The sequence below is a fragment of the Streptomyces sp. NPDC006259 genome (assembly GCF_042870975.1).
GTDB lineage: Bacteria > Actinomycetota > Actinomycetes > Streptomycetales > Streptomycetaceae > Streptomyces.
In genome coordinates, this window is the sequence record NZ_JBIAHY010000007.1 from 285,513 (window position 1) to 307,137 (window position 21,625).

The following is a 21,625-nucleotide window of genomic DNA, read 5'->3' on the forward strand; positions in this document are numbered from 1 at the left end:
GTACCCACCACCCCCCTTTGTCCTCCCCGCACACCCACAGCGGGGACGTATCACCTCAGGAAAGGCACTTTTCGTGCGTAACACCGCCAAAATCACCACCGCTGTCCTCGCCGCCGGAGCCCTCACCCTCGGGCTCGGCGCATGCGGCTCGGACAAGGGCTCCGGCTCCGGCTCCGCCGACAGCAGCGCTCCGCTGGTCGTCGCCGCGAGCCCCGTCCCGCACGCCGAGATCCTCACCTTCGTCAAGGACCACCTGGCCAAGGACGCGGGCCTCGACCTGGAGGTCAAGGAGTTCACCGACTACGTCACGCCGAACACGGCGACGGAGGACGGCTCGGTGGGCGCCAACTACTTCCAGAACCAGCCCTACCTCGACGACTTCAACAAGAAGAACGGCACCCACATCGTGCCCGTCGTCACGGTCCACCTGGAGCCGCTCGGCCTCTACTCCCACAAGTTCAAGAGCGTCGGCGACCTCAAGAGCGGCGCGACCGTCGCCGTCCCGAACGACACCGTGAACGAGGCGCGCGCCCTGAAGCTGCTCGCCGCGAACGGCCTCATCACGCTCAAGGACGGCGCGGGCAACTCGGCGACCCCCGCCGACATCAGCAAGAACCCGAAGAACCTCAAGTTCAAGGAGCTGGAGGCGGCCCAGACCCCGCGCTCCCTGGACGACGTCGACGCCGCCGTCATCAACGGCAACTACGCCATCGAGGCCGACCTGAAGCCCGCCGAGGACGCCCTCGTCCTGGAGTCCGCCACCGACAACCCGTACGGCAACTTCCTCGCCGTGAAGAAGGGCAACGAGGACGACCCGCGCGTGAAGAAGCTGGCGAAGCTCCTCACCTCCCCCGAGGTCAAGAAGTTCATCGAGGACAAGTACGCCGGCTCCGTCATCGCGTCCTTCTGACGCGGCGACCCCACGGGGGAGAGCGGCATGCGCAAGACCGTCATCGCGGCGTCGGCCCTCGCCCTGAGCCTCGGGCTCGCGGCCTGCGGCCAGGGGCCGGGCTCCGGCCCGGCCTCCGGCCCCGGTGACGGCGGCGGCCCCGGCGACACGCTCGTCGTCGGCGCCACCGCCGTCCCGGCCGGCGAGGTCCTGGCCTACATCAAGGACCACCTCGCCGCGCGGGCCGGCCTCGACCTGGAGATCAGGGAGTTCACGGACTACGTCCTGCCGAACACCGCGCTCCAGGAGGGCTCGCTCGACGCGAACCTGTACCAGAACCAGCCCTACCTGGACGACTTCAACACGTCCCGGGGCACCGACCTGGTGTCGGTCGTCAAGGCCTACCTGCCGCCCATGGGCGTCTACTCCGAGAAGGTCGAGGACGTCCGCGACCTCGCCGACGGAGCCACCGTCGCCGTGCCCGGTGACACCACCAACGAGGGCCGCGCCCTCAAGCTCCTCGCGTCCCAGGGGGTCATCACGCTCAAGGCCGACGCCGGACCGGACGCCTCGCCCGCGGACATCACCGGCAACCCCAGGCACCTGAGGTTCAAGGAGCTGGAGCCCGCCCAGCTGCCCCGCTCGCTGGACGACGTGGCCGCCGCGGTCATCAACAACAACTACGCCCAGGACGCGGGCCTGAGCCCCACCGAGGACGCCGTCCTCCTGGAGTCGGCGAAGGACAACCCCTACGCCAACCTCCTGGCCGTCAGGCGCGGCAACGAGGACGACCCGCGGGTACGCAAGCTCGTGAAGCTTCTCACCTCCGCCGAGGTGAGGACGTTCATCGAGGACAAGTACCGGGGCGCGGTCCTGCCGGTCACCTCCGGCTGACCCCCGCGCAGGCCCGGGGTCCGCGCCTTCGGCCGGTGCGGACCCCGTGGTGCGACAGGGTGCTTTCATACTGCATGCTGGGCAGTTCAGCGGGCCTGACGGTCAACCAGGTCGGACCCTGACGGTTTCGAAGGTTACGGAGCGGCGCATGACGAGCACCTTCCCCAGCATCTCCATCAGCACGGAGCGGTTGGTGCTTCGTCCCCTCGACGAGGACGACGTGCCCGCCCTGGCCGAAATGATGAACGACGAACAGGTGACGGCCTGGACCTCCGTCCCGCAGCCCTTCACGACGGAGAGCGCCCGCGCCTGGATCACCGAGTACGCTCCCGCCGCACGCACCTCCGGACGCGGACTCGACCTCGCCGTCACGGAGTTCCTCACCCAGCGGCTCGTCGGCGTGATCCAGCTCGGCAGGACCAACTGGCACGTACGGTCCACCGAGCTGTCGTACATCATCGCCCCCTGGGCCCGCGGCGAGGGCTACGCCTCCGAAGCCGCCCTCGCCACCGCTCAGTGGCTGTTCACCGACCAGAAGCTGGAACGCATCGAGCTGCGCACGGCCGCCGACAACACGGCCTCGCAGCAGGTCGCGCAGAAGATCGGCTGTATCAGCGAGGGCGTCCTGCGCGGCGCCTGCATAGCGCGCGTCCGCGCCGACGACGGCACCTGGAGCGAGGCGCGCACCGACTTCATCGTGTGGAGCCTGCTCCCCGAGGACATCGAGGGTGCGGGGGAGCACCTCACGGAGAGCGGCGGCTACCCGTCGTACAGCGACTGGAACTGACTCCCGGGCCGGCGCACCACCGCCGCCCGGCTCGTGCGACCAGGTAGTCTCACGGAGCCCCGCCAGCCGCGTAGACCCACGGGAGACTGACGACGATGGCCGACCGCGTCACGGTGATCGGCTGGGACGGCTCACCGCTGACCGCCGCCGCCCGCTCGGCCCTGGGCGCCGCGACCCTCGTGGCCGGTGCCGCCCACCACCTGGCGCTGCCCGAGGTGCCTCCCGCAGCCGAACGCCTCCGTCTCGGCAGCGTCGCCCTCGCCGCCCGCCGCATCGCCGGCCACCGCGGCACGGCGGTCGTCCTCGCCGACGGCGACCCCGGCTTCTTCGGCGTCGTACGCACCCTGCGCGCACCCGAGTTCGGCCTGGAGGTGGAGGTCGTCCCGGCCGTCTCCTCCGTCGCCTCCGCGTTCGCCCGCGCCGGCATGCCCTGGGACGACGCGCTGGTGGTCGTCGCCCACCGACGCACCCTGCGCCGCGCGGTGAACGTGTGCCGCGCCCACACCAAGGTCGCGGTCCTGACCTCACCCGGCGCCGGCCCCGCCGAGCTGGGCCTGCTCATGGAGGGCGTCCCCCGCACCTTCGTCATCTGCGAGGAACTCGGCACCGACCGCGAACAGATCAGCGTCGTCACCTCCGAGAAGGCCGCCGACCACACCTGGCGCGACCCCAACGTCGTCATCGTCATCGGCGGCACCGCGGGCGCCCCGCCGGCGAGCGACGGAGGCTGGATCGCCGGCCGCTCCCCGGACACCGGCCCACGTGGCTGGACCCTGCCCGCCGGGGAGTACGGCGGCGGACTGGGCGAGGGGGAGGCGGAACTGCTGAGGGCGGCCCAACTGGCCCGCCTCGGACCGCGGGTGGGCGACCTCGTGTGGGACATCGGCTGCGGCAGCGGCGCCTTCGCGACCGAGGCCGCCCGCGCCGGAGCGGCCGTCATCGCCGTCGACCGCGAGCTGGAGGCGTGCGCCCGCACCGACGCCGCCGCGCGCCGCTTCCAGGTCCAGCTCCAGATCGTCCGCGGCACCGCCCCGCACGTCCTGGAGGACCTGCCGGAACCGGACGTCGTCCGCGTCGGCGGCGGGGGAGCGGCCGTGGTCTCCGCGGTGGCCGACCGCCGCCCGCAGCGCATCGTCACCCACGCCATGACCCGCGACGCCGCCGAACGCGTCGGCCGCGACCTGACCGAGCACGGATACCGCGTGGACTGCGCCCTGGTCCAGTCCGTCGAACTCTCCACGCGCGCCTGGACGGAGACGGAACGGAGCGTCGCGTTCCTGCTCAGCGGGGTTCTGCCGGACCGTACGGCCTGACCCGATTTGCCCTCCCCGTGATCCTGTTGTCCTACCGCGCGCGGTAGGCTGGCCGATCGTCGTACCGCATCCGGTCGCCCGGCTTTTCGTCGGTCGATGTCCGGAAAACGCATCCCTTGTGGGGTGGGTGTGGTACGGCAGGACCTGAGGGCGCGCAACGTGGCGCAGTCCACAGCGGAGCGTCGCGGATCAAGCTGTCGCGACGCGGCAACGACCGCGACAATGCCACTGAATGGCTTTGTCGTCTTTTCCGGGCGGGTCGTTCGTGCCGCTGGGTGCGGACGCTCGTTCTTCACTGCGGGGCGGTCGGTGCGCCGTTCCGGGTGAGCTGGTCGTAGGAGCACTAACCGATGGGCGAGGGGTACGCATGACCGACACCGGCCAGGGCCCGGCCGAGGGACTGCCGGAGAGCGCAGGCATGGTGGATCAGCAGGGCGTCCCCACGCCCGGCGCGTACACCTACCTCTCCGAGACCACCGCCGAGGACGAGGACCTGTTGCTGCTGCCCGGCGCCCAGAGCGCCTGGGGCAACGAGGTCGCGCCGCCGGCGCCCGAGCCCGTGGTCGAGGCGGTGCACGAACCCGGCCCGCACGAGACGGCGGGCCGTGACAGCGGCTCCGTCGACCTCAGCGCCGTCCGCCTCCCGAACCCCTCGGTGCCGCCCGCGGCACCCCGCCGCCCCCTGCACCTCGGCCCGCCCATCCCCGACACCTCCGCGAGTCCCGTCCGCTCCCTCGCCGACCGCGGCCCCGCGGGCGCGCCCGTGCGGCAGCCGGGAACGCCCGCGCCCGGACCCGAGTACCTCGACGCCCAGCACCTGCGCGAGATGCCTCCCCAGGGCGCGGCGCCCTGGGGTGCGCAGGCGGCCGTCCAGGCACCGGTCGCTCCCGTGGCGGCCCCTGCGGAAACGGTTGTTCCGGCGGCTCAGGAGCAGGCCGAGCCGCTGGGCGCGGCCCAGGCGGTCATGGCCCGCCTCGCCACGGAGTCGGGCACGCCGCAGCCGGAGGAACTCCCGCAGCAGCCCGCGACACCGGAGGCGACCGGGTTCGCGTACGCCGGTGAGGCGGCCGACGCCACCGGGCCGACGGCCGTGGAGCCGCGGCAGGGTGAGCCGACGGAGATCACCGGGGCGGTGCCCGGACCGGGCTCCGAGCCGGTCGCGCAGGTTCCCGAGCCCGCGCACGACGTTCCGACGCCCGATGCCCTCCAGACCCCCGACACGGGCACGGTCCCCACCGAGGAGGCATCGGCGCCCGCCGTCGAAGCCACGGAGGCCGCCCAAGCGGCGGAGGCGGCTGAAGCGCCCGGGGTGGCCGAAGCGACGGCAGCGGTCGAGGCCGCGGAGGTGTCGCAGGCGCCCGCAGAGGTCTTCGCCGCCCCGGAGGCGGTCCGGATGCCGGAGGCGCCGCAGGCCGACGCGATCCCCGAGGCGCCCGTCACCGAGCCCGCACAGGCGCCCGAGGCTGCGGAGGCTCCGGAAGCAGCCGTGTCCCTCGCCCCTCAGGCACCCGAGGGCATCGTCGCGCCGGACCCCGCGCAGACGCGGGAGGCCGGTCCCGCACCGGCCGCGCCGCAGGTCGCGGAAGCCGCGCCCGCCCCGTTCCAGGCGCCCGAGGTTGCCGCCACCCCCGAGACGTCCGCTGCTCCGGAGGCGACCGCACCCGCACCCGCACCGGAGACAGCTGCCACGCCGCCCGAGCCGGAGGCCGTCGCCCCCGAGCCGGAGGCCGCCGCCGTTCCCGACCCGGGGGCCGTCGCTCCCGTGCCGGATGCCACGGCACCGGCACACGCGCACGTACAGGCACCGGCACCGGAAATCATCGCGCCCGCCCCGATCCCCCCGGCAGCCGAGACCCCGGCCCTCGCCCAGGAGGCCCCCGAGGTCGCCGCCGCCGAGCCGACCGCTCTCCACGAGTCGGACCAGCAGCCGGGCTCCCAGCTCGACCACGCGTCCGAACCCGAGCCGACGGCCCCGGAGCTGACCGCCGTCGAGCAGCCGTCCCAGGAACAGCCGCTCCAGGAACCGACGTCCCCGGAGCAGCCCGTGATGGACCCGCCCGCCGAGCCCTCACCGAGTGCCCAGCTCACCGAGCCCGTCCCGGATCTTCAGGTAGGCCGCCCGGCACCGGACCCGCACTTCACCCCGGTCGCGCAGCACCAGGCGCCCCCGCAGGGTCCCGCCCACATCACGGACTTCGCGCCCCAGGGTCCGGCTGCCCCCGCTCCCACGGAGGCGCCGGTCGACGGCACATCCCCGGTGGCGACGGCGCCGGCCGCTCCCCCCGCCACGGCGCCCCAGCCCGCCGAGCCCGTCACCGAGGAAGCACCGCTGGAGCCCCAGCAGGCCCAGCAGCCCCTGGGCCGGTTCACGCCGGTGGACGGAACGGTCCCGACCACCCCGCACCTCGCGCCCACCCCGGTGCACCCCCTCGTCCTCCCCACCGACGAGCCGGCGACCGCCGAGGCCGCGCCCGGGGCACCCGAGGCAGCCACGCCCGAGGCAGCCACACCCGAGGCGACCGCGCCCCAGGCGTACGCCGCCCCGACGCCGGACATCCCCGCCCCCCGCGGAGCGGCCCCCGCCGCCCCGGCAGCGGAGCCGGAGCCGGACCCGAACGTCGCACAGGACCCGGAGGACCTGGACACCAGGGCCGCCGACCAGGAAGAGAGCACGGCCGCAGTGGAAGAAGTACGTGAGTCCACCGGCCCGGCCGCCCCCCCGTACGACGACGCCGAGCGCGAGGCCGTCCTGAAGGTCATGCGCGAACGCCGGGACATCCGCAACGGCTTCCGCAGCGACCCCATCCCGCACGAGGTACTGCTCCGCGTCCTGGAGGCCGCCCACACCGCGCCCTCCGTCGGTCACTCGCAGCCCTGGGACTTCGTCGTGATCCGCTCCGCGGAGACCCGGCGCGCGATGCACGAGCTGGCGATGCGGCAGCGGGACGCGTACGCGAAGTCGCTGCCCAAGGGCCGGGCGAAGCAGTTCAAGGAACTGAAGATCGAGGCCATCCTCGACACCCCGGTGAACATCGTCGTCACCGCCGACCCGACCCGCGGCGGCCGCCACACCCTCGGCCGGCACACGCAGCCGCAGATGGCGCCGTACTCCTCCGCGCTCGCCGTCGAGAACCTGTGGCTCGCCGCCCGCGCCGAGGGCCTGGGCGTCGGCTGGGTCAGCTTCTTCGACGAGCGCGAGATGGTCCGCGCCCTCGGCCTGCCCGAGCATCTCGACGTCGTCGCCTACCTCTGCGTCGGATACGTCGACGAGTTCCCGGACGAACCCGAGCTGATGCAGGCCGGCTGGGCCAAGCGCCGCCCCCTGTCCTGGGTCGTCCACGAGGAGACGTACGGCCGTCGCGCGCTGCCCGGCGAGGACCCGCACGACCTGCTCGCCGAGACCGTCGCGGGGATCCGCCCGCTGGACGCCAAGGCGCTCGGCGAGGCCTGGGAGCGGCAGAAGCGCATGACCAAGCCGGCCGGCGCGCTCGGCATGCTGGAGATCATCTCCGCCCAGCTGTCCGGCCTGTCCCGCCAGTGCCCGCCGCCGATCCCGGAGCCCGCGGCCGTCGCGATCTTCGCCGGTGACCACGGGGTGCACGCCCAGGGGGTCACCCCGTGGCCGCAGGAGGTCACCGCGCAGATGGTGGCCAACTTCCTCGGCGGCGGGGCGGTCTGCAACGCCTTCGCGAACCAGGTGGGGGCCGAGGTGTGCGTCGTGGACGTCGGCGTGGTGGCCGACCTCCCGGCGACCCCCGGCCTGCTCCCCCGCAAGGTCCGTGCGGGCACGTCCGACATGACGACCGGCCCCGCGATGTCCCGCGAGGAGGCCAAGCAGGCCATCGAGATCGGCATCGAGACGGCACGCGACCTGGTGGCGGCAGGCAACAAGGCCCTCCTCACGGGCGAGATGGGCATCGCCAACACCACGGCGTCCGCCGCCCTCATCTCGGTCTTCACGGGCGCCGACCCGGCCGAGGTCACCGGCCGCGGGACCGGCATCAACGACGAGACCCTCGCCCGCAAGACCGAGGTCGTCCGCCGCGCCCTGGAGGTCCACCAGCCGGATCCGGCGGACCCCATCGGCGTCCTCGCGGCCGTCGGCGGCTTCGAGCACGCGGCGATGGTCGGCCTCCTGCTGGGCGGCGCGTCCCTGCGTACCCCCGTGATCCTGGACGGCGTGAGCGCCGGTGCCGCCGCGCTGGTCGCCCGCGCGATCGCCCCCGAGGTCCTCGCGGCCTGCATCGCGGGCCATCGCAGCGCCGAACCCGGCCATGTCGCCGCCCTGAACAAGCTGGGTCTGCGCCCGCTGGTCGACCTCGACCTGCGCCTGGGCGAGGGCACCGGCGCCCTGCTGGCCCTGCCGCTCGTCCAGAGCACGGCGCGGGCGATGCACGAGGTGGCGACGTTCGACTCGGCGGGAGTGACCGAGAAGTAGCACTGCCGGGGGTCGGCGGGTGTGCGCTCCTGCATGCCCCCGACCCCGCCGTACGCTGAACACACCTCTAAAATGCGCACGTCAGGGCCGCTCCGGAGCCGCAGCGCCCACCCCCGCCCGTTCGAGGAGCAGCCCCTCATGGCCGAACACCCCGCCTACCCCGTAGGCCTCCGCCTGACCGGCCGCCGTGTGGTCGTCATCGGCGGTGGCCAGGTCGCCCAACGACGCCTTCCCGCCCTGATCGCCGCGGGCGCGGACGTCCTCCTCGTGTCGCCGGAGGCGACCCCCTCCGTCGAGGCGATGGCGGACGCGGGCGAGATCACCTGGGAGCGGCGGGTCTACACCCTCGGCGACCTCGCCGACGCCTGGTACGCCCTGATCGCCACCGGCGATCCGGACGCCAACGCGGCCGCCTCCGCGGAGGCGGAGCGGCACCGCGTGTGGTGCGTGCGCTCCGACAACGCCGACGCGGCCACCGCCTGGACCCCCGCGACGGGCCACAGCGAGGGCGTCACGGTGGCCGTACTCACCACGGACGCCAAGGGCCGCGACCCCCGTCACACCGCCGCCGTCCGCGACGCGGTGGTCGAGGGCCTGCGGGACGGCACCCTGGTCGCCCCCCACCACCGCACCCGCACCCCCGGCGTCGCCCTCGTCGGCGGCGGCCCCGGCGACCCCGACCTGATCACGGTCCGCGGCCGCCGCCTCCTCGCCGAGGCCGATGTCGTCATCGCGGACCGCCTCGGCCCGCGCGACCTGCTCGCCGAACTCCCGCCGCACGTCGAGGTGATCGACGCGGCGAAGATCCCGTACGGGCGGTACATGGCCCAGGAGGCCATCAACAACGCGCTGATCGAGCACGCCAGGCAGGGCAAGTCGGTCGTCCGGCTCAAGGGCGGCGACCCGTACGTGTTCGGCCGGGGCATGGAGGAACTCCACGCCCTCGCCGAGGCCGGCATCGCCTGCACCGTCGTCCCCGGCATCTCCAGCTCGATCTCGGTTCCCGGCGCGGCCGGCATCCCGGTCACCCACCGCGGGGTCGCCCATGAGTTCACCGTGGTCAGCGGCCATGTCGCCCCCGACGACGAGCGCTCCCTGGTCGACTGGCCGTCCCTCGCCAAGCTGACCGGCACGCTGGTCGTCCTGATGGGCGTCGACAAGATCGGGAAGATCGCCGAGACCCTGATCGCGCACGGCAAGCCGGCCGGCACCCCGGTCGCCCTGGTCCAGGAGGGCACGACGGCGGCCCAGCGCCGCGTGGACGCCACTCTGGAGACGGTCGCCGAGACGGTCCGTGCCCAGGAGGTCAGGCCTCCGGCAGTCGTCGTCATCGGCGACGTCGTCACCGTCGGCCCGCGGACGTCGGCGTAACCCCCGGTAACAGACCCGTGCCAAAGCGTTGGCACCGCACTCAGGACAAGGCAGTATCACCTCTGTGGCCGATCTCATCACCGTCGAGGATCCCGACGACCCGCGCCTGCGTGACTACACCGGCCTGACCGACGTGGAGCTGCGCCGCAGGCGCGAGCCCGCCGAGGGACTGTTCATCGCCGAGGGCGAGAAGGTCATCAGGCGGGCCAAGGAGACCGGCTACGAGATGCGTTCGATGCTGCTGTCGTCCAAGTGGGTCGACGTGATGCGCGACGTCATCGACGAGCTGCCGGCCCCGGTCTACGCCGTCAGCCCGGAGCTGGCCGAGCGCGTCACCGGCTACCACGTCCACCGCGGCGCCCTCGCCTCCATGCAGCGCAAGCCGCTGCCGACCGCCACGGAACTCCTGCGTACCGCCCGCCGCGTGGTGATCATGGAAGCGGTCAACGACCACACCAACGTCGGCGCGATCTTCCGCTCGGCCGCGGCCCTCGGCATGGACGCCGTCCTGCTCTCCCCGGACTGCACCGATCCCCTCTACCGCCGCAGCGTGAAGGTCTCGATGGGCGCGGTCTTCTCCGTGCCCTACGCCCGCCTGCACACCTGGCCGAAGGGTCTGGACGCGGTCCGCGAAGCGGGCTTCACCCTGCTCGCCCTCACCCCTGACGAGAAGGCGAGCAGCCTGGACCGGGCGGCCCCCCACACCATGGACAGGGTCGCCCTCATGCTCGGCTCGGAGAGCGGCGGCCTCTCCACCCAGGCCCTGGTCGCCGCCGACGAATGGGTCCGCATCCCCATGTCCCACGGCGTCAACTCCCTGAACGTGGGGGCCGCGGCCGCCGTGGCCTTCTACGCGGTCGCCACGGGCCGCCCGTCGGCGTAACCCTCGGGCGACCACCCGCCCGGGCCCCCGCCGGGCTCGTGCGCCGCGGCAGTCCGCTGCTGATGCCGTACGACGCCGTGCTCGCCGCCGAGTCCCCGGGCCGGTCCCTGGCAGCCCTGGACAACCGCGATGCCCAGCGCCACGAGCAGCGTCACCACGACGAAGACGAACAGCCGCTGCCGCAGCAGCCGCGGGTTGGCGGGCCGCCGCCCGGTCCCCGTGTTCCGCTGGACCGGCCGTCCGCTCCCGTTGCGCTGCACGGGCCTGCCGCCGGACCGGGTGTTCCGGGAGGACGAAGTGTTCCGCGAGGCCGGGATCGGCCGGGATCCCGGGCGCGACGACGGGTTGCCGCCGCCGCGCGAGCCACTGCCGCCGCGTGCGGGCGTCCCGCCCCGAGCCGGTGCCGACCCGCGCGAGGACGGCACCCCGCCGCGCGCCGGCGGCGGACCCGGCTGCCGCAGCGTGCGCTCCGGATAGCCGGTGTCGGCCAGCCGCCCGGTGGGCCGGTCGGCCTCGCCCGCGCGCGGCGCGGGCGGCCGCATCTCGGCCGGACCGTGGGCCTCGCGGGCCGCGATCTCCTTCAGCCGCAGCGACAGGTCGAGCGTGCTGGGCCGCTCCTGCGGGTCCTTCGCCAGACAGGCCCGGATCAGCGGGGCCAGGGCGTCCGGTACGCCGTGCAGATGGGGCTCCTCGTGCACCACGCGGTACAGCATCACCTCCGAACTGCCGTGCCCGAAGGGGGAGTCGGCCGTCGAGGCGTACGCCAGGGTGGCGCCGAGCGAGAACACGTCGGTGGCCGGGGTGACCAGCGCCCCACGCACCTGCTCCGGGGCGAGGAACCCGGGGGAGCCGACCGCCGTACCGACGTGCGTGAGAGTCGAGGCCCCCGTCGCCCAGGCGATGCCGAAGTCGATGATCCGCGGGCCCTTGGGGGAGAGCAGGATGTTGGACGGCTTGAGGTCCCGGTGCACGACCCCGGCCTCGTGGACGGCGACGAGCCCCTCCGACAGCGCGGCCCCGATCGTCGCCAGTTCGGCGGCGCCCAGGGGACCGCCGTCGGCGACCTTGTCGTAGAGGGAGGGGCCGGGCACGTACTGGGTGGCGAACCACGGTCGTTCGGCGTCCAGGTCCGCGGCGACCAGCCGGGCGGTGCAGCCGCCCCGGATCCGCCGTGCCGCCGACACCTCACGCGCGAACCGCGACCGGAACTCCTGGTCCTCGGCCAGATCCGGCCGGATCACCTTCAGCGCGACCCGCTGCCCCTTCTTGTCGGAGCCCAGGTAGACGACACCCATCCCGCCCGCGCCGAGTCGTCGGTGAAGCTTGAACGAGCCGACGACGCGCGGGTCCTCGCGCCTCAGGCGCATCATCGCCATGTTCATCCCCGCTGCCCGGTCCGTGTGACGTGGCACAGCTTACGTTTCCACGGCCGTTCGCGCGCAGAGGCCGCGCCCTCTCGGCCCGGTCGATTGTCGGTGCCGGGCGGGAGAGGTGAAGGGCGGTCAGAGAGCCTGCGCGCAGCCGCATTTCGCCACCCACGCCACCTCAACCACCGGGTCGGCAAGGGGTGTTGCACCGGTGAAAGGCGACCGGGCGGAGACGGCCGTCGACGCCGGCGACACGACGCGAACCCCGGAGGCGGTGGCCGGCGGAGCGGGCCGCCGGGCGGAGACGGCGGTCCGCCGGAGGGGGGTGAAAGTGAGCGAAGTCACCCAGGACGGGACTGTCTCGCGTACGGCCCGTTCCCTGGCGAACCGGGTGCTCGCCCCGGTGGAGAGGGCGTCCCACCCGAGGACGGCTCGCCCGCCGCACCGGCCGCCACCCCCTCCGGGAAGACCCCGAGACCTAGGACTCCGTCTCCACCCAGGGGAGTACTCCGCAGGTCATGGCTCATCCTCCGGGAGGCCCGGCAATCGGTACGAGGGCATGACGCCCGGTGCCCGCCGCACACCTAGATTTGAGGTCGAGCGGCGGGTGCAGCACTCGTCCCCCGAGGTCAGACACCCGCCGCTCGCCAAGGACAACCAGACAGGTCAGGAGAGGGACCATGGCCCACACGGCACATCGAACCCGCCGTACGGGCCGTCGCCACCCCTTGGTGGCGACGGCCATGGCCCTCCCCCTGGCGGTCCTGCTCCTCGTCGTCTTCGACGGCTGGGAGACAGTGGCCACACAGGCGTCGTCCGTGGGTGTGATGCTGGGGCGCTGAGCGGCGACCCCAGGCCCGGAAGAGCGGTCCGGGCGGGGACATCCACCCATGAAACCCCGTGGGGACGGGGGTGCGGCGGACGGCAGGAGATGCCGGCGCAGCTGGGGAGCTGCGCCGGCATTGCCATGCCCTCTCCGGTGCCGGTCGGACGCCCAGTCCGCCCGGCGTCCGAGGACGAGCGCCGTGCCGCCGAGCGCGGAGCGCCGACGGCACGATCGGGGCGCGGCCCCGGGGGGACGGGAGCCGGAAGCGCCGGCAGCGAACCACCGTCCTTCGCCGGCAGCGCCGGTCACCGAACAGCCACCCCGGCCCCATCGCCGTACCCTGCGGGAGCAGACCCGCATCCTCAGGAAGGCCCCGTGCCCACCCATCCCCTGCTCACCGCGCTCACCGCCCGAGCCCAAGCGCACGCGCACACCCGCACCCCCACCTGCCCGTGCGGCGCGGCCACCCTCGCGGACCGCCCGGACGCCACCGTCGTCCGTCACGCCGACACGGTCGCCAAGGCCCACGCCCCGGACACCGACCCGGCCGCTCTCACCCCCCGCCTCACCGCCGCGGCCCGCCTCCCCGACATCCTCCTGCCCCCGCTCACCCCGGCCCCCGCCGTCCTGGACGCCCGCCTCGTCACCTTCTGGCCCTACGGCGTCCCCGTGGACCCGGAGGACCCGGACGCCGCCCCCTGGGAGGCCGCCGGCAGCCTCCTCGCCCGCCTGCACCGCACCCCCGCGCCGGCCCCGCTCCCGCCGATGCGGGGCCCCGCCAAGGCGGCCCGTGCCGTGGCCCGCCTCCGCGAGGCAGCCCCCCACCCCGCCACCGACGTCGTCCTGCGCGCCTGGAGCCACCTCCCCGCCTGGGCCCGCGCCGAGGCCCCGATGCCCGGCGCCCCCACCCTCTGCCACGGCGACCTCCACCTCGGCCAGCTGGTCCGCCACCCCGCTCCCGACGGCCCGTGGCTCCTCATCGACGTGGACGACCTGGGCGTCGGTGTCCCCGCCTGGGATCTGGCCCGCCCCGCCGCCTGGTACGCCTGTGGTCTGCTCCCGCCCGAGGACTGGACCCGTTTCCTGACCGCCTACCGGGAGGCGGACGGCCCCGCCGTCCCCGCCGACGGCGACCCCTGGCCCGACCTCGACGTCCCGGCCCGCGCCCTCACCGTGCAGACCGCGGCCCGCGCCCTGACCAAGGCCCTCGCCCGGGGCAGGGACCTGGACGAGGTCGAGCAGTTGCTCGTCGACGCCTGTGCGCGCATGGGTTTCCCACCTGCCCGGTAGGCGCCCGGCTCCCCGAAGTAAGGTGCAACCGACCGCAGCGGGACAGAGTCTGTCCTGGTGATACGCGAAGCAGGACCGACCGGCGAGGAGTTGAGCCGAACCATGCAGTGTCCGAAGTGCCACGCCCCGATGCACACGTACAACCGCAACGGCGTCCAGATCGAGCAGTGCAGCAACTGCAGGGGGATCTTCCTCGACTACGGCGAGCTGGAGGCGCTGACCCGCGTGGAGTCCCAGTGGACCCAGCAGGCGCCGCCGCCCCCGCCCGCCCCGCAGGCGTACCCCGCCGCCCCGGCCGCTCCCGCCTGGGGCGCCCCGCACGGCGGCCATGGCGGTCATGGCGGTCACTACGGCAACAAGCGCCACAAGAGCTTCGGACACATGCTCTTCTCCAGCTGAGCCCGGTGCACGAAGAAGCCCCCGACCGCGCTGGGCGGCCGGGGGCTCCGGTGTGTGGACGATACTGGGATTGAACCAGTGACCTCTTCCGTGTCAGGGAAGCGCTCTCCCGCTGAGCTAATCGTCCTCGGGATGATCACGGCCGAGGCCGTCGATGCTGCGTGCGTGCGCGATACTGGGATTGAACCAGTGACCTCTTCCGTGTCAGGGAAGCGCTCTCCCGCTGAGCTAATCGCGCGGGGGATCCGAAGATCCAGTGGACGATACTGGGATTGAACCAGTGACCTCTTCCGTGTCAGGGAAGCGCTCTCCCGCTGAGCTAATCGTCCTTGGAGGTGGAGACGGGATTTGAACCCGTGTAGACGGCTTTGCAGGCCGTTGCCTCGCCTCTCGGCCACTCCACCAGGAGTGTAGGGGACCGGGAAGGCCCCTTCTTCCTTCGAGCGGACGACGAGGTTCGAACTCGCGACCTCAACCTTGGCAAGGTTGCGCTCTACCAACTGAGCTACGTCCGCCTGTCGTTTCGGCCCGCACTCGCGGCCCGGCGACGAGTTGAACTCTAGCGGATTCCGCAGCCAGGACAAAAACGCGTTTGCGCAGCGTGCTGCGCCGCGTACCACGGAGTACCTGCTCAGGCTCCCGCCAGAACATCCCCGGCCCGCCCTCGGGCGCACCCGTCCTAGACTCGACACCGTGCTCGACCTCCCTCCCCTCGCCCGCTTCGGCGATCGTGTGGCCACCGGCCTCCTCGACGTCACGGATGACCCGGCGGCCCTGGACTCCACCGGTTTCTGGGCCGTATCCGCCGATTTCGAGGGCCGTCTGGTCTGCGCGCGCTTCGCCGACGTACGCGCGCGGGCGGTGCCCGCGCCGCGACCGGGGGAGTGGCGGGGACCCGCGGCGGGCGACTGGACGTCGTCCCTCGATCGCGCCGCGTACACGGCGGGGGTGCGCCGGATCCGTGAGTACATCGCGGCCGGCGAGGTGTACCAGGCGAACCTGTGCCGCGTCCTGTCCGCGCCGCTGCCCCGCGACGCCGACGTGGACGCGCTGACGGCCCTGCTCGCCCGCGGCAACCCGGCGCCGTACGCCGGCACGCTGCGGCTGCCGGGGCACGGGGTCGAGATCGCCACCGCGTCCCCGGAGCTGTTCCTGCGGCGGGACGGGCTGATCGTGGAGTCCGGACCGATCAAGGGGACCGGGCGGACCGAGGCGGACCTGCTGGAGAAGGACTACGCCGAGAACGTCATGATCGTGGACCTGGTCCGCAACGACATCGGGCGGGTCTGCGCCACCGGCAGCGTGACCGTGCCCGATCTGTGCGCCGTGGAGAAGCATCCGGGCCTGGTCCACCTCGTCTCCACGGTCCGCGGCGAGCTGCGCGAGGACGCGGGCTGGCCCGAGCTGCTCGACGCGGCCTTTCCGCCCGGCTCGGTCACCGGCGCCCCCAAGTCCAGCGCCCTGCGCATCATCGACGAGCTGGAGACGGCGCCGCGCGGCCCGTACTGCGGCGGTGTCGGCTGGGTCGACGCCGACCGGCGCACCGGCGAGCTGGCCGTCGGCATACGCACCTTCTGGATCGACCGCGAGGCAGGCGCTCTGCGCTTCGGCACCGGAGCGGGCATCACCTGGGGCTCCGACCCGGAGGCCGAATGGCGGGAGACCGAGCTGAAGGCGTCCCGCCTGCTCGCGGTAGCGTCGGGAGCGTACGACGTGAGTGGAGAGGGACTGACGTGAAGATCTGGCTCGACGGCGGGCTGCAGGACAGCGACTCCGCCCGTGTCTCCGTCTTCGACCACGGCCTGACCGTGGGCGACGGCATCTTCGAGACCGTGAAGGCGGTGGACGGCAGGACGTTCGCCCTCACCCGGCACCTCGACCGGCTGACCCGCTCCGCGCGCGGCCTCGGGCTGCCCGATCCCGACCACGACGAGGTCCGCCGGGCCTGCGCCGCCGTCCTGGAGGCGAACCCGATGCCGCTCGGCCGGCTGCGCATCACCTACACCGGCGGACAGGGGCCCCTCGGCTCCGACCGGGGCGAGCACGGGCCGACCCTGGTCGTCGCCCTCGGCGCGACCAGCCGCCGACCCGACTCCACGTCCGCGATCACGGTCCCCTGGACCCGCAACGAGCGCGGCGCGCTCACCGGTCTGAAGACGACGTCCTACGCCGAGAACGTCGTCGCCCTGGCGCGCGCCCACCAGCGCGGCGCGACCGAGGCGCTGTTCGGCAACACGGTCGGGCGGCTCTGCGAGGGCACCGGGTCGAACGTCTTCGTCGTCCTGGACGGCGAGATCCACACCCCGCCGCTCGCCTCCGGCTGCCTCGCGGGCATCACCCGCGAGTTGACCGTCGACTGGACCGGCGCCAAGGAGACGGACCTGCCGCTGGACGTGCTGGAGCGCGCCGACGAGGTCTTCCTCACCTCCACCCTGCGGGACGTGCAGGCCGTCCACCGCGTCGACGACCGCGAACTGCCGGGCAGCGCCGGACCGGTGACCGCCAAGGCGATGCGCGTCTTCGACGAGCGGGCGGGCGACGACCTCGACCCGTGACGGTCCGCCCGGACGCCTGCGGGGCCGGCCCCGCACGCCGATGGGATCAGCGCTTCGCGCGCGTGACCGCGTTTATTCGGCTGCCCCGAGGTGTGGCAGCGGGTAGAACACCGGTGATGACCACGACCCTGCGGCCGACCGAGCCGCTCCAGCGCAGCGCCGACGGGGCGTTGTCCCGTCGCTTCCAGGTGTGCGTGAACAGCCGCCCCGTGGGCGCGGTCCACCTCTCCACCCACCCCGACTTCGGCCCGGCGGTCGCGCGCGTCGACGATCTGCGCGTCCAGGAGGCGGACCGCGGACGGGGCCGGGGCGCGGTGGCCGCGCTCGCCGCCGAGGAGGTGGCGCGCGGCTGGGGCTGCCGCAGGATCGAGATCTGGGTCCCCGCCGGCGCCGAGGCCGCCCTGCGACTGGCGCACGCGCTCGGCTACGTCCACCGCAACCGGGGGATGGAGAAGCCGCTGGGCGCCGTCGCGCCCGAGCTGCCCGCCGGCAGCCGGGCCAGGCCCATGACCGAGGCGGAGTTCGGGCCCTGGCTCCAGCGGGGCGTCGCGGCGTACGCGCGGGACTGGATCGACCGTGGGGTCCCCGAGGCGGAGGCGTGGGCCAAGGCGCGGGGGGACCACCGACGGTTGCAGGGCCCGGACACCGAGAACATGCTGTTCAGCGTCCTGGAGCACGAGGGCGACCGGGTGGGCACGCTGTGGATGTCCTTCGCCGACGACAAGGCGTTCGTGTTCGACGTCGAGACCGACGAGCCCTTCCGCGGCCGGGGCCACGGCCGCACCCTGATGTTGCTGGCCGAGGGCCGGTCGATCGCCGCCAGCAGAACCGTCCTCGGCCTGAACGTCTTCGCGGGCAACACACCTGCCGAGCGACTCTACGACTCACTCGGCTACCTGCCGGTGGGGTACTCCCTCTACAAGCACCTGCTCTGAGACGGCAGGTCCCGACGGTTCAGCCCTGTTCGGCCAGCAGCCGGTCCGCGATCGCCTCGACGCGCTCGCGCAGCCCCTCCTGGCTCTTGCCCCCGTCCAGGCGCTCGCCGCCGATGACGTACGTCGGGGTGCCGGTGACGCCGATCGCCTTGCCCTCGGCCTGGTCGGCGTCGACGATCAGGATGTGCCGCCCGTCGATCAGCGCCGTGTCGAACTCCTCGGCGTCCAGACCGAGTTCACGAGCCACCTCGACGAGGAAGGGCTCCCCCCGGCGGTCCAGCTCCTCCACCCGTGCCAGTACGGCCTCCACGTACGGCCAGCCCCGCCCCTGCTCCGCGGCTTCCTCGGCCGCCTGGGCCGCGGCGAACGCGTGCCGGTGCTTCTCCAGCGGGAAGTGCCGCAGCCGCGGCTCCAGCCGGTCGCCGTAGCGCTCGCGCAGGGCGCCGAGGTCGGCCAGGGCGGTACGGCAGTCCGGGCACTGCAGCTCGCACCACAGGTCGAGGACCACGGCGGGACGGGTGGGATCGGGCGCAGGGACGGCCGCGGGGGAGGAGTCGCTCATGCCCCCAGTCTTCCAGCCCCCGCGCCGGGCCCCCAATCCGCACGGACCGCCCGCGCCGCCTGCGTGACGGCCACCGGCACCACCCGTACGACGGCCACCGGCACCTGCGGAGGAGCTGACCCGGAGATGTCCCTGATGTCCCGGCTGGGGCATGGCCCGTGAGCCCTTCGGGGGTGCAGGATGGAAGGGACGAAGCGCCGCCCGCCGCGGCGCCGAGCCGTATGCCTCTGCCCGAGTGTGCCGTGTCTGGAGGACCGGATGATTGCCGAGACCGTGTGTTCCGCCGTCGCCGCGGCCGGCCTGGGCATCGCGGCCGTCACGGCGTACCGCAAGCGTTTCCTGGCGGCCGCCAGGATCGCGGCCTACGCTCTCGTGCCCCTCGGCCTGGTGATGACGGGGGTCGTCGAGTGGGCCGCCGACACCGCCTTCAGCCCCACCGCCTGGGCCGGTTTCGCCGTGCTCGGCGGCGCGTGGGCGTTGTTCGCGACCACCCGTGCGGTGGAGCGCCGCAGGGGCGGCGGCACCCGCAAGGAGCGCCGGGCGGCGGCGCGCTCCGGGCAGGCCGGGGCCGTGGCGCCGACCGCGTCGGCACCCTCCCTGGGGCAGGGGGCCCGGCCCGCCTCCCGCCCCGCCGCCGCGCCGCGGGCGACCGCCTCGGAGGACTTCAGCGACATCGAGGCCATCCTGAAGAAGCACGGCATATGAAGCGGCGGCGCCGACGGTCGACGACGGCCCACGGGCCGTGCGTCACCGCAGCTGAGAGGGCACCGCACGACAGGACCGCCCCGTCACGGAAACGACACAGTCGGGCCGCACGCGCACCGAAGTGATCAAGGCAGGAAACCGACATCACGGAATTCGGCGGACTACCGCTCAATCCGGGCGTGCTGATCGCGTGCGGTGTGTCGCCTGCGTCATCATCGCCCGCGAGATGCTGGACACGACACAGAGCGACGCCGCGCCCTCTCAGGACGAGCCGCGCGGATGCCTCTTCGCCCTTTCCCAGCCACCGTTGATGATCTTCCTAGCGGTGATCGGGTGTCTGCTGCTCATGGCCTCGCTGCACGACCTGCTGCTGCTCTGAGCCGTACCCGCGGTCCCCGGCGCCACCCGCCGGGGCCGCGTCGGCACCGACGGGCGGGACCTCGGCCCGCGCACCTCAGCCCGCCGCCTCCTTGCGGCGCGCCCGGTAGGCGGCCACGTGCAGACGGTTGCCGCAGGTGCGGCTGTCGCAGTACCGGCGCGAGCGGTTGCGGGAGAGGTCGACGAAGGCGCGCCGGCAATCCGGGGCCTCACAGCGCCGCAGCCGCTCCTGCTCCCCGGCCACCACGAAGAACGCCAGCGCCATCCCGCAGTCCGCCGCGAGATGGTCCGCGATCGAGGCGCCGGGGGCGAAGTAGTGCACGTGCCAGTCGTAGCCGTCGTGGTCGGTGAGCCGGGGGGTGGTGCCCGCGGCGGCGACCAGCTCGTTGATCAGAGCGGCGGCGCCGCGGGGGTCCGGCGCGGCGAAGATCCGCGCGAACCGGCTCCGGACCTTGCGCACCGCGGACAGGTCGAACTCGGAGAGGACACCGACGTCGCTGATCTCGTGCCTTCGCACGAAATCCTCGAGGGTGGCGACGTCTGGCAGCCCGTCCGGGGTGGTGTCGTCCTCCGGTGCGGTGTTCACCAGATCCACCACGGCATCGAGCGCACACCGGGCGTCGTGGGTGATCAGCACGTTTCGCTCCCTGGCCTGGAGGGTCGGGCGGGCGCCCGCCGATGGTGGCCGATGGTAGCGGCACCGGGCCGTCGAGCCACGGTCGATCGGCCCCGGAGTCATCGCGCGGAAGCACACCGCCCGTCGCCCGGAAGCACACCGCCCTTCGCCGCCGGTGCCGGGAGCGGCGGCGAAGGGTCCGGCACGCACGCCGGCGCCGCTCCGCGGGAAACCCGTGAGGCGGCGCCGGCGCATGCCCTATTCGGTTGTTGTCCGGGCCCGAGCCGTCTCCCCGAGTGGACGGCGCCGGGCGGCTCAGTGGCAGCCCTCCTCCTAGCTTTCCGCCAGGATGTGCGAGAGCTCTTGATCGAGATCGAAGTGGCGATGCTCCGTGCCCGGGGGCACGGCCGCGTCGGTCCGCTTCAGGAAAGATTCCAGGGCCCGCGCCGGGGCCTCGAGAAGGGCCTCCCCCTCGGGGGAGCTGAGGGCGATGCAGACGACGCCCTGACCGTGGCTGCGCGACGGCCAGACTCGGACGTCGCCGGTGCCCGTGGGCCGGTGCAGGCCTTCCGCGAGGAGGTCGCGGGCGAACACCCACTCGACGGTTTCCTCGGCTCCGGTGTGGAAGGTGGCGTGCACGGCGTAGGGGTCGGCCGTGTCGTACCGCAGGCCTGCGGGGACAGGCAGGGAGGACTCGCTCGACACAACGAGGCGCAGGTGCAGCTCGCAGCTGACCGTGGTGTTCATAAGCGCCAGGGCCTTTCGCTCAGTGTGCGCTCGGGGATTCGCACGTCGGCGAAATCGACATGCCACCTACGGTGCCGTTGTAAACCCCTCTGCGTGTTTTGCGTGGGTTTACGTAACTCTTCCGGCCGAAGGGGCGTTCGTGAAGTACCACCATTACGGTGACCGGAATCTCTCGGGTAGGGTTTGGCCGTATGAATACGTGGAGTGACGAGCCGGGCGAGGTAGCCGTGGCGACGAACGACGCGGAGCCGGACGGGGCGGCGGAGCAGCAGGAACAGGCGCTGGGGTCCCGGGCGCCTGCGTTCGTCAAGGACCGCCGGATCCTGCATCTGAGCTGGCAGGTCGGCATTTTCGTCGTCGGCCTCGCGGTCGTGGTCGCCGGCGTCATCATGCTGCCGCTGCCCGGGCCCGGCTGGATCGTGATCTTCGGCGGCATGGCGATCTGGGCGACCGAGTTCGTCTGGGCCCAGCTGGTGCTGCGCTGGACCAAGCGCAAGGTGACCGAGGCGGCGCAGCGGGCGCTCGACCCCGAGGTCAGACGTCGCAACATCGTCCTCACCTCGATCGGGCTCGTGATCATCGCGGCCTTGGTGGGCTTCTACGTGTGGAAGTTCGGCGTCGTGATGCCCTGGAAGATCAAGGACCAGTGATCCTCCAGGGGCGTGGGAAC

General features: G+C 73.3%; 20 protein-coding genes and 5 tRNA genes. 16 read left to right on the forward strand and 9 right to left on the reverse strand.

Annotated elements, in window-relative coordinates; genetic code table 11:
• The first annotated feature begins 73 nt into the window (after positions 1 to 73).
• The 7 genes from ACFYO5_RS29010 (at position 74) to ACFYO5_RS29040 (ending at position 10,575) form a co-directional block, all read left to right on the forward strand.
• Positions 74 to 910: a MetQ/NlpA family ABC transporter substrate-binding protein gene (locus ACFYO5_RS29010; protein WP_356563210.1), complete on the forward strand. Its 837-nt coding sequence runs from the start codon at positions 74 to 76 to the stop codon at positions 908 to 910.
• Between the two features lie 27 nt (positions 911 to 937).
• Positions 938 to 1,783 carry a MetQ/NlpA family ABC transporter substrate-binding protein gene (locus tag ACFYO5_RS29015; RefSeq protein ID WP_388714222.1) on the forward strand — a complete coding sequence of 282 codons (846 nt, stop codon included), beginning with the start codon at positions 938 to 940 and terminating at the stop codon, positions 1,781 to 1,783.
• A 148-nt stretch (positions 1,784 to 1,931) separates the two neighbouring features.
• Entirely contained in the window at positions 1,932 to 2,570 is a 639-nt protein-coding gene (locus ACFYO5_RS29020) for a GNAT family N-acetyltransferase (RefSeq protein WP_388714225.1), read from the forward strand.
• Positions 2,571 to 2,665: 95 nt separating this feature from the next.
• Positions 2,666 to 3,883, forward strand: a complete 1,218-nt coding sequence (cbiE, locus tag ACFYO5_RS29025) for a precorrin-6y C5,15-methyltransferase (decarboxylating) subunit CbiE (RefSeq protein ID WP_388714228.1) — start codon at positions 2,666 to 2,668, stop codon at positions 3,881 to 3,883.
• A 367-nt stretch (positions 3,884 to 4,250) separates the two neighbouring features.
• On the forward strand, positions 4,251 to 8,321 hold the full coding sequence (gene cobT / locus ACFYO5_RS29030) for a nicotinate-nucleotide--dimethylbenzimidazole phosphoribosyltransferase (RefSeq protein WP_388714231.1): 4,071 nt from the start codon (positions 4,251 to 4,253) through the stop codon (positions 8,319 to 8,321).
• Between the two features lie 138 nt (positions 8,322 to 8,459).
• Positions 8,460 to 9,692, forward strand: coding sequence for a uroporphyrinogen-III C-methyltransferase (gene cobA, locus ACFYO5_RS29035; RefSeq protein ID WP_388714234.1), 1,233 nt, complete (start codon positions 8,460 to 8,462; stop codon positions 9,690 to 9,692).
• A gap of 64 nt (positions 9,693 to 9,756) precedes the next feature.
• Positions 9,757 to 10,575 (forward strand): RNA methyltransferase, encoded by an 819-nt coding sequence (locus tag ACFYO5_RS29040; protein WP_356563199.1) that lies wholly within the window; start codon positions 9,757 to 9,759, stop codon positions 10,573 to 10,575.
• Here the strand turns inward: ACFYO5_RS29040 and ACFYO5_RS29045 are convergent.
• Positions 10,542 to 11,957 (reverse strand): protein kinase, encoded by a 1,416-nt coding sequence (locus ACFYO5_RS29045; protein ID WP_388714563.1) that lies wholly within the window; start codon positions 11,955 to 11,957, stop codon positions 10,542 to 10,544. The two genes, ACFYO5_RS29040 and ACFYO5_RS29045, sit on opposite strands and share 34 nt — an antisense overlap.
• Before the next feature lie 665 nt (positions 11,958 to 12,622).
• On the opposite strand from ACFYO5_RS29045, the gene ACFYO5_RS29050 reads away from it, so the two are divergent.
• The 3 genes from ACFYO5_RS29050 to ACFYO5_RS29060 all read left to right on the forward strand — a co-directional run bounded on the left by ACFYO5_RS29050 (position 12,623) and on the right by ACFYO5_RS29060 (position 14,457).
• Entirely contained in the window at positions 12,623 to 12,784 is a 162-nt protein-coding gene (locus ACFYO5_RS29050) for a hypothetical protein (RefSeq protein ID WP_388714238.1), read from the forward strand.
• A gap of 359 nt (positions 12,785 to 13,143) precedes the next feature.
• On the forward strand, positions 13,144 to 14,058 hold the full coding sequence (locus ACFYO5_RS29055) for a phosphotransferase family protein (protein ID WP_388714241.1): 915 nt from the start codon (positions 13,144 to 13,146) through the stop codon (positions 14,056 to 14,058).
• Positions 14,059 to 14,160: 102 nt separating this feature from the next.
• Entirely contained in the window at positions 14,161 to 14,457 is a 297-nt protein-coding gene (locus ACFYO5_RS29060) for a zf-TFIIB domain-containing protein (protein ID WP_356563194.1), read from the forward strand.
• A 55-nt stretch (positions 14,458 to 14,512) separates the two neighbouring features.
• On the opposite strand, the gene ACFYO5_RS29065 is transcribed toward ACFYO5_RS29060, so the two are convergent.
• The 5 genes from ACFYO5_RS29065 to ACFYO5_RS29085 all read right to left on the reverse strand — a co-directional run bounded on the left by ACFYO5_RS29065 (position 14,513) and on the right by ACFYO5_RS29085 (position 14,972).
• Positions 14,513 to 14,584: transfer RNA gene (locus ACFYO5_RS29065), tRNA-Val, on the reverse strand.
• A gap of 39 nt (positions 14,585 to 14,623) precedes the next feature.
• Positions 14,624 to 14,695 (reverse strand) — tRNA-Val (locus ACFYO5_RS29070).
• Positions 14,696 to 14,714: 19 nt separating this feature from the next.
• Positions 14,715 to 14,786 (reverse strand) — tRNA-Val (locus ACFYO5_RS29075).
• Position 14,787: 1 nt separating this feature from the next.
• Positions 14,788 to 14,861, reverse strand: a tRNA-Cys gene (locus ACFYO5_RS29080).
• Between the two features lie 38 nt (positions 14,862 to 14,899).
• Positions 14,900 to 14,972 (reverse strand) — tRNA-Gly (locus tag ACFYO5_RS29085).
• A 178-nt stretch (positions 14,973 to 15,150) separates the two neighbouring features.
• Here ACFYO5_RS29085 and ACFYO5_RS29090 point away from each other — a divergent pair.
• The 3 genes from ACFYO5_RS29090 to ACFYO5_RS29100 all read left to right on the forward strand — a co-directional run bounded on the left by ACFYO5_RS29090 (position 15,151) and on the right by ACFYO5_RS29100 (position 17,947).
• Positions 15,151 to 16,194, forward strand: coding sequence for a chorismate-binding protein (locus tag ACFYO5_RS29090; RefSeq protein ID WP_388714245.1), 1,044 nt, complete (start codon positions 15,151 to 15,153; stop codon positions 16,192 to 16,194).
• On the forward strand, positions 16,191 to 17,012 hold the full coding sequence (locus tag ACFYO5_RS29095; RefSeq protein WP_388714248.1) for an aminotransferase class IV: 822 nt from the start codon (positions 16,191 to 16,193) through the stop codon (positions 17,010 to 17,012). The genes ACFYO5_RS29090 and ACFYO5_RS29095 overlap by 4 nt, the downstream gene beginning before the upstream one ends.
• 116 nt (positions 17,013 to 17,128) lie before the next feature.
• Positions 17,129 to 17,947 carry a GNAT family N-acetyltransferase gene (locus tag ACFYO5_RS29100; RefSeq protein ID WP_388714251.1) on the forward strand — a complete coding sequence of 273 codons (819 nt, stop codon included), beginning with the start codon at positions 17,129 to 17,131 and terminating at the stop codon, positions 17,945 to 17,947.
• Positions 17,948 to 17,966: 19 nt separating this feature from the next.
• Here ACFYO5_RS29100 and ACFYO5_RS29105 read toward each other — a convergent pair whose 3' ends face one another.
• A complete protein-coding gene (locus ACFYO5_RS29105) occupies positions 17,967 to 18,509 on the reverse strand; it encodes a DsbA family protein (protein ID WP_356567223.1) in 543 nt (180 codons plus the stop codon).
• A 258-nt stretch (positions 18,510 to 18,767) separates the two neighbouring features.
• On the opposite strand from ACFYO5_RS29105, the gene ACFYO5_RS29110 reads away from it, so the two are divergent.
• Together ACFYO5_RS29110 and ACFYO5_RS29115 are read left to right on the forward strand one after the other, a co-directional pair.
• Positions 18,768 to 19,214 carry a hypothetical protein gene (locus ACFYO5_RS29110; RefSeq protein WP_356567225.1) on the forward strand — a complete coding sequence of 149 codons (447 nt, stop codon included), beginning with the start codon at positions 18,768 to 18,770 and terminating at the stop codon, positions 19,212 to 19,214.
• 226 nt (positions 19,215 to 19,440) lie between these two features.
• Positions 19,441 to 19,593 carry a hypothetical protein gene (locus ACFYO5_RS29115; protein WP_356567227.1) on the forward strand — a complete coding sequence of 51 codons (153 nt, stop codon included), beginning with the start codon at positions 19,441 to 19,443 and terminating at the stop codon, positions 19,591 to 19,593.
• A 75-nt stretch (positions 19,594 to 19,668) separates the two neighbouring features.
• Here ACFYO5_RS29115 and ACFYO5_RS29120 read toward each other — a convergent pair whose 3' ends face one another.
• Positions 19,669 to 20,229 carry a CGNR zinc finger domain-containing protein gene (locus ACFYO5_RS29120; RefSeq protein WP_356567229.1) on the reverse strand — a complete coding sequence of 187 codons (561 nt, stop codon included), beginning with the start codon at positions 20,227 to 20,229 and terminating at the stop codon, positions 19,669 to 19,671.
• Between the two features lie 312 nt (positions 20,230 to 20,541).
• Positions 20,542 to 20,955: an SsgA family sporulation/cell division regulator gene (locus tag ACFYO5_RS29125; RefSeq protein ID WP_004002642.1), complete on the reverse strand. Its 414-nt coding sequence runs from the start codon at positions 20,953 to 20,955 to the stop codon at positions 20,542 to 20,544.
• Positions 20,956 to 21,146: 191 nt separating this feature from the next.
• On the opposite strand from ACFYO5_RS29125, the gene ACFYO5_RS29130 reads away from it, so the two are divergent.
• Positions 21,147 to 21,605, forward strand: a complete 459-nt coding sequence (locus ACFYO5_RS29130; RefSeq protein WP_388714255.1) for a TIGR02611 family protein — start codon at positions 21,147 to 21,149, stop codon at positions 21,603 to 21,605.
• The last annotated feature ends 20 nt before the right edge of the window (positions 21,606 to 21,625 follow it).